The 13056-nt window shown below is 70.3% G+C and carries 10 protein-coding genes and 2 pseudogenes; 5 read left to right on the top strand and 7 right to left on the bottom strand.

Going from position 1 to position 13056, the window contains the following annotated elements; all coding sequences use genetic code 11:
* Positions 1 to 120 precede the first annotated feature (120 nt).
* A pseudogene (locus STRVI_RS25010) lies at positions 121 to 1182 on the top strand (pectate lyase family protein); the annotation flags it as partial.
* Positions 1183 to 1221: 39 nt separating this feature from the next.
* Here STRVI_RS25010 and STRVI_RS25005 read toward each other — a convergent pair.
* Positions 1222 to 1932, bottom strand: a pseudogene (locus STRVI_RS25005) (FAD-dependent oxidoreductase); the annotation flags it as partial.
* On the opposite strand from STRVI_RS25005, the gene STRVI_RS25000 reads away from it, so the two are divergent.
* A complete protein-coding gene (locus STRVI_RS25000) occupies positions 1931 to 2164 on the top strand; it encodes a MarR family winged helix-turn-helix transcriptional regulator (protein WP_050993747.1) in 234 nt (77 codons plus the stop codon). The pseudogene STRVI_RS25005 and the gene STRVI_RS25000 sit on opposite strands and share 2 nt — an antisense overlap.
* Positions 2165 to 2166: 2 nt before the next feature.
* On the opposite strand, the gene STRVI_RS24995 is transcribed toward STRVI_RS25000, so the two are convergent.
* The gene (locus STRVI_RS24995) at positions 2167 to 3696 is read right to left on the bottom strand and encodes an FAD-dependent oxidoreductase (RefSeq protein ID WP_014058417.1); all 1530 of its coding nucleotides are present in this window, start codon (positions 3694 to 3696) and stop codon (positions 2167 to 2169) included.
* 108 nt (positions 3697 to 3804) lie between these two features.
* On the opposite strand from STRVI_RS24995, the gene STRVI_RS24990 reads away from it, so the two are divergent.
* Positions 3805 to 4509, top strand: a complete 705-nt coding sequence (locus tag STRVI_RS24990; RefSeq protein ID WP_014058416.1) for a TetR/AcrR family transcriptional regulator — start codon at positions 3805 to 3807, stop codon at positions 4507 to 4509.
* Positions 4510 to 4521: 12 nt separating this feature from the next.
* On the opposite strand, the gene STRVI_RS24985 is transcribed toward STRVI_RS24990, so the two are convergent.
* The 5 genes from STRVI_RS24985 to STRVI_RS24965 all read right to left on the bottom strand — a co-directional run bounded on the left by STRVI_RS24985 (position 4522) and on the right by STRVI_RS24965 (position 9317).
* On the bottom strand, positions 4522 to 4995 hold the full coding sequence (locus STRVI_RS24985; protein WP_014058415.1) for an SRPBCC domain-containing protein: 474 nt from the start codon (positions 4993 to 4995) through the stop codon (positions 4522 to 4524).
* A 161-nt stretch (positions 4996 to 5156) separates the two neighbouring features.
* Positions 5157 to 5903 (bottom strand): succinate dehydrogenase/fumarate reductase iron-sulfur subunit, encoded by a 747-nt coding sequence (locus STRVI_RS24980; protein WP_014058414.1) that lies wholly within the window; start codon positions 5901 to 5903, stop codon positions 5157 to 5159.
* On the bottom strand, positions 5900 to 7858 hold the full coding sequence (locus tag STRVI_RS24975) for a fumarate reductase/succinate dehydrogenase flavoprotein subunit (protein ID WP_014058413.1): 1959 nt from the start codon (positions 7856 to 7858) through the stop codon (positions 5900 to 5902). The genes STRVI_RS24980 and STRVI_RS24975 overlap by 4 nt, the downstream gene beginning before the upstream one ends.
* Positions 7859 to 7860: 2 nt before the next feature.
* Positions 7861 to 8589, bottom strand: a complete 729-nt coding sequence (locus tag STRVI_RS24970) for a succinate dehydrogenase (RefSeq protein WP_043239718.1) — start codon at positions 8587 to 8589, stop codon at positions 7861 to 7863.
* A gap of 146 nt (positions 8590 to 8735) precedes the next feature.
* Positions 8736 to 9317, bottom strand: coding sequence for a TetR/AcrR family transcriptional regulator (locus tag STRVI_RS24965; RefSeq protein WP_014058411.1), 582 nt, complete (start codon positions 9315 to 9317; stop codon positions 8736 to 8738).
* 160 nt (positions 9318 to 9477) lie between these two features.
* Here STRVI_RS24965 and STRVI_RS24960 point away from each other — a divergent pair, with 160 nt between their 5' ends.
* Both STRVI_RS24960 and STRVI_RS24955 read left to right on the top strand, forming a co-directional pair.
* A complete protein-coding gene (locus STRVI_RS24960; protein ID WP_014058410.1) occupies positions 9478 to 11301 on the top strand; it encodes a flavin-containing monooxygenase in 1824 nt (607 codons plus the stop codon).
* Positions 11302 to 11336: 35 nt separating this feature from the next.
* On the top strand, positions 11337 to 13004 hold the full coding sequence (locus tag STRVI_RS24955) for a hypothetical protein (RefSeq protein ID WP_014058409.1): 1668 nt from the start codon (positions 11337 to 11339) through the stop codon (positions 13002 to 13004).
* Positions 13005 to 13056: the final 52 nt, after the last annotated feature.

The raw sequence follows: 13056 nt of genomic DNA, 5'->3' as shown, positions 1-13056 counted from the left end.
ATGGCGCGGGCAAGACCGGCGAGAATCCGCCACCGGACAATCGGCGGCCCCGGCAACCTCCTGGCGCGCGGTGGCGACAGTCGCACGGCAGATGTCGTCGAGCAGTGGGAGTGGTGGGCCATGGAAGCCGAACGTCGGGCGGTGGGGCGCGGCAGGCGCCGTGGGCTGGCAGCGGTCGTCGGGGCCCTGACGCTGGCGGGAGCGGTCGCTCTGCCGGGGGAGGGAGCATTCGCCGAAGGCGCGCGCGGACCGGCCGCCGCGCCCTGGAGCGCCGATGTCGCCGACGGGTTCGCATCCGTCAGCGCGCTGGGGCAGAACGGGACGTACGGGGGCCGGGACGGCCGTACCGTCACCGTGCGGACCCTCGCCGATCTCGAGAAGTACGCGACGGCAGCCGAGCCGTACGTGATCGTCGTGGCCGCGGCGATCACGATGGATCCCAAGGGCAAGGAGATCAAGGTCGCCTCCGACAAGACCATCGTGGGCTCGGGCACCTCGGGTCAGATCGTCGGTGGCGGCTTCTTCCTGGGCCAGGGCGTGCACAACGTCATCATCAGGAACCTGACGATCCGTGACTCCTACGAGGGCACCTGGAACGACAAGGAGCACGACTGGGACGCCATCCAGATGGACGGCGCCCACCATGTGTGGATCGATCACAACGAACTGCGGCATATGGCCGACGGGCTGATCGACAGCCGTAAGGACACCACCTACCTCACGGTGTCCTGGAACCGGCTGCAGCAGAACAACAAGAGCTTCGGGATCGGCTGGACGGAGAACACCACGGCCGACATCACGATCCACCACAACTGGTTCCGCGAGAGCGAGCAGCGCAACCCGTCCGCCGACAACATCGCCCATGCGCATCTCTACAACAACTACCTGCAGGACGACCCCGGGACGGACATCAACTCCTCCTACGGCAACTACGCCCGGGGGAACACCAAGATGGTGCTGGAGAACAGCTACTTCCAGGGCTTCAAGAACCCCGTCATCAAGGACACCACCGCCACCCTGGTCCAGCGCGGCAACGTCTTCGTCAACACCACCGGCCGCAACGAGAGCGGCGGCACCGCGTTCGACCCGAAGGCGTATTACTCCTACTCCCTCGACCCCGCCGACCGGGTGCCGGCCATCGTGACCTCCGGCTCGGGCCCCACCCAGGCCGTCGGCACCACCGGCTGACCCGGCCGGCGCCGATATCGGCGTGACCTGCCTTTACGCGGCGTCGTAGCCGGGGAGGGCCAGCGCCGAGTGCGCGTGCCGCCCCGTGCTGTTGAGCACGGGGGACGGGTCGCGCAGCGCCTCGTTGCGCCGTGCCAGATCCTCGGGGGTACGGGGAGACAGGCCCGCGCTTCCTTCGGTGGCGAGTGCCTGGTTCATCTCCACGAACGACCGCACGGTGCGCTCGTACCTCTCGTAGGCGTCGGCGTGGTCGGGGCCGGCGGCCAGCTCGCCGGCGAGGACGTACGCGCCGACCAGCGCCAGGCTCGAGCCCTGGCCGGAGAAGAACGACGGCGCGTAGGCGGCGTCGCCGACCAGGGCGACCCGGCCGGTGGACCACCGTGGCATATGGATCTGGCCGACCACGTCGAAGAAGAGATCGTCGCTGTCGCGCATGGCGGCGACCATGCGCGGGATCTCCCATGCGTATCCGGCGAACGTCCCGGCCACGAGGTCGCGCTGGGCGGCGGGGTCGCGGAAGGCGTCGAGGGGCGGGTCGGGGCGCAGGAAGCTGAGGAAGGCGTGCACCCGGTCGCCGTCGCGGGGTGCGTAGAGGACCGCGGTTCTGCCCGGCACGTTCCAGGTGAGACCCTCATGGGCGAGCCCGAGGTGGTTGGGCATGGTGAATCCGGCGAAGCTGTGGCCGAGATGGCGGTGGTAGGGCTCCTCGGGGCCGAAGGCCAGGCCCCTGGTGTGCGAGTGGATGCTGGTCCACCGGGTCACCGATCCGGACGATCAGCGCGCTCGGCTCATCGAGCCGACCGCCGAAGGGGCGGCGGCGACCGACCGCTATATGCGGACCGTCCTCGGCTGGTTCGGCGACGCCCTGGCCGGCTGGAGCCCGGACGACCGGGAGGCGTTCGGTCGGCTTCTGGCGCGCTTCGTCGACGATCTCACCGCCCATCTGGACTCCTTCGACGACGATCGGCCCGGATGAGCTCACCGGGGCGGTCTGCGCTGCCCGCACGGCCCAGCCAGGGGAGAGGGGGCAGGGCAGGGCGCAGGCAGTCGTCGATGGCCGCCTCGTCGTGGGTGCGGACGGCGATGTGCCCGTCGGGGCGGACCAGGACGTACTCGCCCTCGGTGGCGGCGTACGGCCCGCCGGGCGTGGCCGCCGGTGTCGGTGATCTCGCCGCCGGCCTCGCCGTCGATGGCCACGGCGCGGACCGCGGGGTGCGATGGCCGGGGCCGTACCCCGAATCCGTAGAGGGTCCAGTGACCGCCGCGCTGGAGGTCGAACAGCCGCACCCGCCGCCCGTCGGCGCGGTGGCAGGGAGCGTCGGGTGCGCGGTCCCCGGCGCCCGGACCCTCCGCCTCGGCGGGCGAGGCGGGGGCGAGCGGCCCGCCACGATAGGTGTGGCCGATCTGCAGCATCCGCTCGGTGTCCTCGCCGTGCTCGCCGATGCCCTGTCCCATGAGGCGGGAGGACAGGCCGAGTACGGCCGCCGCCACCGGAAGCCGCTCGGCCTGGTAGGTGTCCAGGAGGGACTCGTCGGCGCCCTGGAGTACGGCGGCCAGCTTCCAGCCGATATTGACGGCGTCCTGGACACCGGTGTTCATGCCCTGGCCGCCGGCGGGGGAGTGCACGTGTGCGGCGTCCCCGGCGAGGAAGACCCGGCCCACGCGGTAGCGGTCGACCATACGGACGTTCAGCCGCCAGCGCGAGAGCCATGTAGCCTCGCGCAGCCGTACCGCGTCCGGTCCGATCAGCGTGTCCACGAGGCGCTGAAAGGTCTCGAGGGTCGGTGCGCCGCTGTCGCCGGGGGCGACGGGCGCCTGGATCTGGAAGGTGTCGGTGGCCGGCAGCGGGCACAGCGCGACCGAACCGCCCTGGGGGCCCTGCCAGATGTGCCAGTGATCGCGGTCCAGGCCGTCCAGCCGGACATCGCCGAGCAGCATCCGCTCGTCCTCGTCGGTCGCGCCGAGGAACGCGACGCCCAGCAGGCGCCGGACCGCCCCGGAGCCGCCGTCGGCGCCGATCACATAGCGGGCCGTGGCGCGCCCACCGTCGGCGAACACCACCTCGACATGGCCGGTGTGCCGCACCAGATCGGCGACCGGGCTGTTCCACTCCACCGTGGTGCCCAGCTCCTCCAGGCGCTCGCGCAGGGTCTCCTCCACCCGCCACTGCGGGATCAGCAGGGTGCGCGCGTACGGGCTGTCGGGCGTCGGCTCGGCGCCGCCGCTGAGGTCCACGTCCCGGAAGGTGCCGTCGGCGTCGTGGAACCGGAGCGGCATGCGGAAACGGCCGAGGGTGATCAGGCGCCCCGCCACCCCGAGGTTGTCCAGGACTTCCAGGGTGCGTGGTTGCAGACCCTTCCCGCGCGAGCCATTGAAGGGGGCCGCCGCCTTGTCGACGACGCGGACGCTGACGCCGCGTCGGGCGAGTTCGCAGGCGGCGGTGAGGCCGGTCGGACCGGCGCCCACGACCAGCACGTCGCAGTCGGCGGCGGGGGCGGTGGTGTCCATGGTGGCGCTCCAGATGTCGGGACGGCGCGGGGTCGCGGAGGGCGCGAGACCTCCTCGCGTACGTCGTACGCGTCGAGTACAGCGTACGCTAGCGTACGATCACTGCCCATGGTGAACTGGGAGAAGGCCGCGCAACCGGCGAAGGCGGCACGAGCCGCCCTGTCCTACGAGGCCATCGCGACCGCCGCCATCGAGGTGGCGGACGGCCAAGGGCTCGACGCGGTGACCATGCGGAAGGTCGCCGAGCACATCGGCGCGGGCGCCATGTCCCTCTATCGCTATATCGACAGCCGCGACGACCTGATCACCCTCATGGCCGACCGGGTCAGCGCCGAGGCCATCGCCCCGCCCCCGACCGGCGACTGGCGTGCCGACCTCACCGAAGCCGCGCACCGGATCCGCCAGGTGACCCTGCGCCACCCCTGGCTGGCCCGACACGCTCTCAACGCCGAGGACTTCGGGCCGGGCACGCTGGCGATGACGGAGTCCACCCTGGCCCTTCTGGACGGCCACGGGCTGGACACCGGCGACATGCTCGACGCCTGGCGGACCCTGCTCGCGTTCGTCCAGGGGCATGCCTTCGCCGAGGCCCGCCGGCACGAGGCCCGACAGCGCCGGACCGACGCGAGCGAGACCGGCGCGCCCGGGCCGTCGTTCCTGGACAAGGCCGCCGAGAGCGGTGAGTACCCGCTCTCCACGCGCGCCCTGCGGGAGGCCCCCCGGCCCCCCGATCCGCAGGACGCCTTCGACCGCCGTCTGGGCCATGTGCTCGACGGCCTGGCCCAGGCGTTCTTCGACCGCGACCGGCGGTAGTCGCGGATCCTCTTACCGAGGCTCCCGGCCCGTCTCGACGAGCTCGGCCAGCTTGTCCAGGCTCATGCGGGTGCCCAGCTCGTTGTCGGCGGCCGGTACGGCGTCGGGGAGCCCCTCGTGCAGGATGTGGACGTCCGTGCCGCCGCCCTCCGCGTCGGTGAGCGTGGTCGTCATCGTCATCGTGGTGCGCAGGGCGGGATCCGTGGTCTCGAATTCGGACACCTCGACCACCTGCTCGTCCGGCACCAGCCGGCTGAAGCGGCCGTGGTAGGTGTCCGTACGGCCGCCCGACTTGCCGGTGCTCGCGGGGTCGTCGTAGAGGAGCGAGATGCGGAAGGTCCCCCCTTCGCGGGGGTCGAACTCATGCACCCGGCAGGTCATGCCGTCGGGCACCCGCCAGGCCGCGACGGCGCTCGCGTCGAGAAGCGCCCGGTAGACGGCCGAGCGCGGAGCGTTCATACGTCGGGAGACCCGCGTGGCATACATGCGCCCAACCTAGCGGCCGGGTGGCGGGCACATAAGCCGATGGCCCGGCGCCCGGCCGCTGGGTTGGGCGGCGGAGGTCTTGCGTCCGGAGAGACCTCCGCCGCCGGGACACCCCATCCACGGAGCGTTGTCGAGGGGTGCCGTTTTCGGGGGAGTGCGGGTCAGCGCTTGACCTTGCGGGTCGCCCGCAGCCACTCCTTGTTCATCGCGGTGATGGAGAACAGGGGGATGCCCTTGGGGCAGGCCGTGGCGCACTCACCGGTGAGGGTGCAGCCGCCGAAGCCCTCGGCGTCCATCTGGGACACCATGTCCAGCACCCGGGTCTCCCGCTCGGGAGAGCCCTGGGGCAGCACATTGAGGTGGTTGACCTTGGCCGAGGTGAACAGCATCGCCGCACCGTTGGGACAGGCCGCCACGCAGGCGCCGCACCCGATGCACTCGGCGTGCTCGAACGCGAAGTCCGCGTCCGCCTTGGGCACCGGAGTGGCGTGTGCATCCGGCGCGGCCCCGGTCGGGGCGGTGATGAAGCCACCGGCCTGGATCACCCGGTCGAACGCGGAGCGGTCCACCACCAGGTCCTTGATGACCGGGAAGGCGGAGGCACGCCACGGCTCGATGTCGATGGTGTCGCCGTCCTGGAAGGACCGCATATGGAGCTGGCAGGTGGTGGTGCGCTCCGGACCGTGGGCGTCACCGTTGATCACCAGGCTGCACGCACCGCAGATGCCCTCGCGGCAGTCGTGGTCGAAGGCCACCGGCTCCTCACCCTTGACGATGAGTTCCTCGTTGAGGATGTCGAGCATCTCCAGGAAGGACATGTCCTGGGAGACGCCGTCGAGCTGGTAGGTGGCCATGGCACCGGGGGTGTCGGCGTTCTTCTGGCGCCAGACGCGCAGGGTGAGCTTCATGCGTAGCTCCGCTGAGTGGGGTGGACATACTCGAAGGTCAGGTGCTCCTTGTGGAGCACGGGGGCGGCGCCGGTGTCGGTGAACTCCCAGGCCGCGGCGTAGGTGAACTCCTCGTCCCTACGGGCGGCCTCGCCGTCGGGGGTCTGGGACTCCTCGCGGAAGTGGCCACCGCAGGACTCGGCCCGGTGCAGGGCGTCCAGGCACATCAGCTCGGCCAGCTCCAGATAGTCCACGACCCGGTTGGCCTTCTCCAGCGACTGGTTGAACTCCTCACCGGTGCCCGGCACCTTGATCCGCCGCCAGAACTCCTCGCGGATCTGCGGGATGCGGTCCAGCGCCTTGCGCAGCCCCTCGTCGGTGCGGGCCATGCCGCAGAACTCCCACACCAGCTCGCCGATCTCACGGTGGAAGGAGTCGGGGGTGCGGTCGCCGTCGACGGCCAGCAGCTTGGCCAGCCGGTCCTCGGTCTCCCGCACCGCCTCCACGGCCGCGGGGTGACCGGCATCGACCTCTTCCTTGTGCGGGTGGCGGGCCAGATAGTCGTTGATCGTCGAGGGCAGGACGAAGTAGCCGTCGGCCAGGCCCTGCATCAGCGCGGAGGCGCCGAGCCGGTTGGCACCGTGGTCGGAGAAGTTGGCCTCGCCGATCGCGAACAGCCCGGGCACGGTGGTCTGCAGGTCGTAGTCGACCCACAGCCCGCCCATCGTGTAGTGGATCGCGGGGTAGATGCGCATCGGGACCTCGTACGGGTTCTCCGCCGTGATCCGCTCGTACATGTCGAAGAGATTGCCGTACTTCTCCTCGACCGCCTTGCGGCCCATCCGGGCGACGGCGTCGGAGAAGTCCAGATAGACGCCCTGGCCGCCGGGTCCGACGCCGCGACCCTCGTCACAGACGTTTTTCGCGGCGCGGGAGGCGATGTCGCGCGGCACCAGATTGCCGAACGAAGGATAGATCCGCTCCAGGTAGTAGTCGCGCTCGTCCTCGGGGATCTCGGCCGCCGGCCGGGTGTCGCCCTTCGCCTTGGGCACCCAGATCCGGCCGTCGTTGCGCAGCGATTCGCTCATCAGGGTCAGCTTGGACTGGTGGTCCCCGGAGCGCGGAATGCAGGTCGGGTGGATCTGGGTGAAGCAGGGGTTGGCGAAGTACGCGCCGCGCCGGTGCGCCCGCCAGATGGCGGTCGCGTTGGAGTTCATGGCGTTCGTCGACAGATAGAAGACGTTGCCGTAGCCGCCGCTGGCCAGCACCACCGCGTCGGCGAAGTACGTGGAGATCTTGCCGGTCACCAGGTCACGGGCGACGATGCCGCGCGCCCGCCCGTCGACCACGATCAGGTCCAGCATCTCGGTGCGGGCGTGCATCTCCACATTGCCCGCCGCGATCTGGCGGGACAGCGCCTGGTAGGCGCCGAGCAGTAGCTGCTGGCCCGTCTGACCGCGGGCGTAGAAGGTGCGGGAGACCTGCACGCCGCCGAACGAGCGGGTGTCCAGCAGACCGCCGTACTCCCGGGCGAACGGCACGCCCTGGGCCACGCACTGGTCGATGATCTCCACCGAGATCTGCGCCAGACGGTGGACATTGGACTCGCGGGCGCGGAAGTCGCCGCCCTTGACGGTGTCGTAGAACAGCCGGTGGATCGAGTCGCCGTCGTTGCGGTAGTTCTTCGCCGCGTTGATCCCGCCCTGGGCGGCGATGGAGTGGGCCCGGCGCGGCGAGTCCTGGTAGCAGAACTGCACCACGTGGTAGCCCTGCTCGGCCAGGGTGGCGCCGGCGGCGCCACCGGCCAGGCCGGTGCCCACCACGATGATGGTGTGTTTGCGGCGGTTGGCGGGGTTGACCAGCTTGGCCTGGAAGCGGCGGGTGTCCCAGCGCTCGCTGACCGGTCCGGAGGGGGCCAGCTCGTCCTCGATCGGCTCGCCGACGGTGTAATCGGTGTATTCGCTGTACGAGGTCATGGTCAGCTCACCACTCCGGTCATGACACCGACGGGTATCGAGATGAACCCGGCGGTGAGAAGAATCGCCAGCCCATTGGCAGTGGCCTTGAGGGCACGGTCACGGGTGCGGCTGCCCGCGCCGAGGGTCTGCGCGGCGCTCCAGAAGCCGTGCTGGACGTGCATGCCCATGGCCAGCATCGCCACGATGTAGATGACGTTCCCGTACCAGGTGGAGAAGGTGTCCACCACGTTCTGGTACGGATGGCCCTCCTGGAATCCGCCACTGTGCGTGGTGCCGGTGGTGAGGTCCAGGATGTGCCACACGATGAACAGGGCCAGGATCACCCCGCCCCAGCGCATGGTCCGGGTGGCATAGCTCATCCGTGGCTTGGCGTGGACGTACCTCTGCGGGCGGGCCTTGATGTCAAGCCTGCTCAGCTGGTAGGCGGACACAGCGTGCAGGATCACCGCGGCGACGAGGACGATACGGGCGATCCACAGGCCCCACTGATGGTGCAGAACGGGCGCCCCCATGACGCGCAGCCAGTGTCCGTAGCCGTTGAACTCCCCGGGACCGAAGAAGATCTTCATGTTTCCGAGCAGGTGGGCACAGAGGTAACCGATCATGATCAGACCGGTCACGCCCATGACGATCTTCTTGCCGAGCGTCGATTGCCAGAATGTGAGCGCCATGGACGGCCGTCGCTCCGCCCGCGTCGGACGCTGCTCCGGCCGCGTTGTCAATGCCATGAACACGACGGTAGAACCCGGCGGGTCGAAAGGGCCAAGATATGATTCTGATCATCTCGATAGTCAGTGCCTATCGAGGGCCGCTCAGATCCGGCCACGCTTGGCCCAGCCGTCCCCCTGGCCGTCCCCCGGCCGGGTGAAAACGGTCAGCAAAAGCCCTCGCGGGTGATGCCGATGGCCTGCCGGAGCAGGTCCACGACATCGCGCTCACGGCGTTCGAGAGCCGTCTGCCCGACGACGCGGAAGGCGGCGAGCAGGGTCGCGGCGAGGACCTGGGCCCGCAGCGGGGTGTCCGGCCCGGCGGGGAGGCGCTCTTCGGCGGCCTCGGCGAGATCGCGCTCGGCGGCGGCGTAGGTGGCCACCAGCTCCGGGAGCAGCGCCGGATGCAGCCGCAGGGTCCGGTACTGCTCCTCCTGCGCCGGGTCGGCGGCGAACTCGGTGGAGTGCTGCTCGGCGGCGCGGATGACCGCCGTCATCAGGGATTCCCCCGCCGGGCGGGCGCGGATCAGCTCGACCAGCCGGACCGTACGCGCCCTGTCGTGGTGCAGCAGCGCCTGTTCCTTGCTGGCGAAGTAGTTGGAGAAGGTGCGCCGGGAGACGGTGGCGGCATCGGCGATGGCCTCCACCGTGAGGTGCTCGACGCCGTGCTCGGCGGCGAGGCGCACGGCGGCATCGTGCAGCGACTGGCGGGTCGCCGCCTTCTTGCGCTCGCGCAGGCCGGTAGTCATCGCCGGTGAGCATACGCGAGAAGGCCGATTCTTGCCCACTGGGAAACCTTGCGCAGTGAGAACGTTTTCTGTGAGGCTGAACCCGCGTCGCCGATCAACGGACCCCGGGCGGCGCCCGAGCCCCGCAGACCTTCCGACGCCTAAGGCACGAGGACCCCCTATGTCCACCCCCCACCATCCGCCCACCGCCAGCACGTCCATGGACGCCGAGGAGCTGGGATTCGACCCGGACGCCCTGCGGGCGAAGTACCGGGCCGAGCGTGACCGCCGGATCCGCCCCGACGGCAGAAAGCAGTACCGGCGCATCGTCGGCTTCGATTCCTACGCCCAGGACCCGTACGTAGAACCGGAGTTCACCCGGGAACCACTGCACGACCGGGTCGAGGTACTGATCATCGGGGGCGGATTCGGCGGTCTGCTCGCCGGTGCGCGGCTGCGGCAGGCCGGTGTGCGGGAGATCCGCATGATCGAACAGGGCGGGGACTTCGGCGGCACCTGGTACTGGAACCGCTATCCGGGTGTCCAGTGCGACATCGAGTCCTATGTCTATCTGCCCCTGCTCGAGGAGATCGGCTACGTACCGCGGTGGCGATACGCGCCGGGCGAGGAGATCAGACAGCACGCGCGGGCGATCGGGCGCCACTTCGACCTCTACCGCGATGTCTGCTTCCGGACCCAGGCGACCGAACTCCGCTGGGACGACGTTGAGTTGGAGTGGACCGTCCACACCGACCGCGACGACCGCATCCGGGCACGCCATGTGGTGATCTCCAGCGGAACACTCAGCCGGGCGAAACTCCCCGGCATCCCCGGGATCGAGACCTTCAAGGGCCATACCTTCCACACCAGCCGCTGGGAATACGACTACACCGGCGGCGACGCGAGCGGCGGACTGCACGGCCTCGCCGACAAGCGCGTGGCTCTCATCGGCACCGGCGCCACCGCCATCCAGGTCGTGCCACATCTGGGACGGGACGCCGAGCACCTGTATGTGTTCCAGCGCACGCCCTCCTCGGTCGATGCGCGCGGCAACCGCCCCACCGATCCGGGGTGGGCCGCATCGCTGACCGCCGGCTGGCAGCGGCGCCGCAGGGACAACTTCCTCGCCGTCGTCACCGGCGGCCAGGCGGCCGAGGACCTGGTGAACGACGGCTGGACGAGCACCGCGCGGCTGCAGCAGAAGCTCATCCCGACCGACAGCTACGCGGGCTTGCCACCCCAGGAGCGCGAACGCCTCTACGAGATCGCCGACTTCCAGAAGATGAACGGGATCCGCGGCCGCGTGGACTCCATCGTCGAGAACACGGCGACGGCCGAGGCGCTCAAGCCCTGGTACCGCTACATGTGCAAGCGCCCCACGTTCAGCGACACCTATCTGGACACCTTCAACCGGCCCAACGTCACACTCGTGGACACGGCCGACCACGGGGGCGTCGAGCGCATCACCGAGAACGCCGTCGTGGTCGACGGGGTCGAGTACGAGGTCGACTGCGTCATCTTCGCCACCGGCTTCGAGGTCGGCGTCTCCGGCGTCACCTCCGGACTCCTCCCGGTGCACGGCCGGGGCGGTGTCACCCTGACCGAAGCCTGGAGCGACGGCCCGAAGACGCTCCACGGCTTCTACAGCCACGGCTTCCCCAACCTCTTCCAGCTGGGCCCGCTGCAGAACGCCAGCGCCGTCAACTATGTGCACATCCTCGATGAGCAGGCGATCCATGTCGCCGAGGTGCTCGTCGAGGCGCGCAAACGCCGGGCCCGGTATGTCGAGCCGACCGCCGAGGCCGAGGCGGCCTGGCGCGCCACCATCCGTGAGAAGGCGGCGGACCTGTACGCCTTCCAGGCCGAGTGCACCCCCGGCTACTACAACAACGAGGGCATGCCCAGGGAGCGCAGCGAGTCCTTCGGCGACGGGCCGATCGCCTTCCATGAACTGCTCAGGCGCTGGCGCGCGGACGGCGGCATGAACGACGTGCTGGTCGTCTGACCCCGATGGATATCACCCACTCCCAAGGAGCGACGATGCACCCCAGCCGGTTCGACGGCACCGGCCGCGGCCAGGCCACCAGCGACCGCCTGGAGGTGCGTCGACTGACCAGGACGAACCGGCTGTGGGGTTCCAACGGCGTCACGTTCGGCCCCGACGGGCGGCTGTACGTGGCGCAGTTCCTCGCCGGGCAGATCAGCGCCGTGGACCCCGCCTCGGGCGACGTCGAGGTGGTGGTGCCGCTCGACGGCCCGGTGGAGGCGCCGGACGACCTGGCCTTCGGGGCGGACGGCTCGATGTACATCGCCGATCTGACCCCCGGCCGGGTGTGGCGGCGCAGCTCGGAGGGCGCGTACAGCCTGGTCTCCGACCAGGTGTCGGTGCCCAACGGCATCACCTGCGTCGGCGACCGCCTCTTCGTCAACGAGATGAAGATGAACGGCCGGCTGATGGAGCTGTTCCCCGGCGGCGGTGACCCTGCGGTGCTGACCGACGGGCTGGCCCTGGGCAACGCGATGCAGCTCGGCCCCGACGGCTGCCTGTACTACCCGCAGATGATGCGCAACCAGGTCTGGCGGATCCCGCCCGACGGAGGCGTGCCCGAGCTGGTCGCCGAGGAGGTGGACGACCCGGTCGCGGTGCGGTTCGACCGGGGCGGCGTGCTCGTCGTCCTGTCCCGTGGCAGGGCCGGTCTGGTGACCAGGATCGATCTGAACACCGGGGCACGGATGGTCGTGGCAAGCGGCATCGTGGGGCTGGACAACGCCGCGTTCGACCACGAGAACCGGATGTTCGTCTCCAGCTTCGCCAGTGGCGGGATCGCGGAGGTGCACACGGACGGCAGGACCCGGGTGGTGGTCCCCCAGGGGTTCGACGGGCCGTTCGGCATCACCGTCGACCTCGGTGGCACGGTGTACGCCGCCGACCACTTCCGCCTGGCGAGCCCGGACGTCTCCGGCTCCGGCTCCGGTCCCGATCTCGGTGCCGACTTCCGTCCCGGCTCCGGTCCCGGCGCTGGTGAGGATGGCGGCGAGCCCGGTGTCGTCACCCACGAGCTGATGTACGCCGTGCACAACGTCACCGCCGACGACGGCCTGCTGCACCTCACCTCTCAGCTCGGCGATGTGCGCACTCACGACCCCGTCAACAAGACCATGCGAGTACGGGCCACCGGGCTGGACCAGCCCACCGGAATCGCCGTCGCACCGGACGGCTCCCTCGTGGTCGCCGAGACCGGTGCGGGCCGCATCCTGCGCATCGACGACACCGACACGGTGAGCGTGCTCGCCGAGGGACTCGACCACCCCCTGGACGTCGCCTTCGACGGCGAACAGCGCTGCTACGTCAGCGACGACCGGCGCGGTGCGGTGCTCCGGCTGGAGGACGGCACGGCGGTGGTCGTCGCGGACGGGCTCGGCGCACCGCAGGGCCTGGCCGTGCGCGGTCACGAGCTGTTCACGGTGGAGGTCGCGCACCGGCGGCTGCGGGCGATCTCGCCGGCCACGGGTGAGAGCAGGATCGAAGCCGAAAACCTGGCGGTCGGCCTGCCGCCCGGGATCACACGCACCGAACCCGAGCCGGTCCCCGGGGTCCCCGGCCGCCCGCGCCAGTTCGCCGGGCTCGCCGTCGCCCCGGACGGGGCCCTCCTCGTATCGGCCAACGGGGAGGGGAGTGTGCTGCGTCTGACCGGGCCGGCCGAATGAGGTTCGCCGCGGGAGCGGCCGCGCCTGAGCGGCTGCGCCTGAGTGGCTGCGC

It is taken from the genome of Streptomyces violaceusniger Tu 4113, assembly GCF_000147815.2.
Taxonomy (GTDB): domain Bacteria; phylum Actinomycetota; class Actinomycetes; order Streptomycetales; family Streptomycetaceae; genus Streptomyces; species Streptomyces violaceusniger_A.
The sequence above is the reverse complement of the archived record's forward strand: the minus strand, read 5'-3'. Positions and strand labels throughout refer to the sequence as shown.

Coding starts and splice junctions, on each gene's coding strand:
- STRVI_RS24980 (WP_014058414.1), bottom strand. CDS start 5,903: ATGAAGCTCACCCTGCGCGTCTGGCGCCAGAAGAACGCCGACACCCCC.
- STRVI_RS24995 (WP_014058417.1), bottom strand. CDS start 3,696: ATGGACACCACCGCCCCCGCCGCCGACTGCGACGTGCTGGTCGTGGGC.
- STRVI_RS24985 (WP_014058415.1), bottom strand. CDS start 4,995: ATGTATGCCACGCGGGTCTCCCGACGTATGAACGCTCCGCGCTCGGCC.
- STRVI_RS24975 (WP_014058413.1), bottom strand. CDS start 7,858: ATGACCTCGTACAGCGAATACACCGATTACACCGTCGGCGAGCCGATC.
- STRVI_RS25000 (WP_050993747.1), top strand. CDS start 1,931: ATGCTGGTCCACCGGGTCACCGATCCGGACGATCAGCGCGCTCGGCTC.
- STRVI_RS24960 (WP_014058410.1), top strand. CDS start 9,478: ATGTCCACCCCCCACCATCCGCCCACCGCCAGCACGTCCATGGACGCC.
- STRVI_RS24955 (WP_014058409.1), top strand. CDS start 11,337: ATGCACCCCAGCCGGTTCGACGGCACCGGCCGCGGCCAGGCCACCAGC.
- STRVI_RS24965 (WP_014058411.1), bottom strand. CDS start 9,317: ATGACTACCGGCCTGCGCGAGCGCAAGAAGGCGGCGACCCGCCAGTCG.
- STRVI_RS24990 (WP_014058416.1), top strand. CDS start 3,805: ATGGTGAACTGGGAGAAGGCCGCGCAACCGGCGAAGGCGGCACGAGCC.
- STRVI_RS24970 (WP_043239718.1), bottom strand. CDS start 8,589: ATGGCATTGACAACGCGGCCGGAGCAGCGTCCGACGCGGGCGGAGCGA.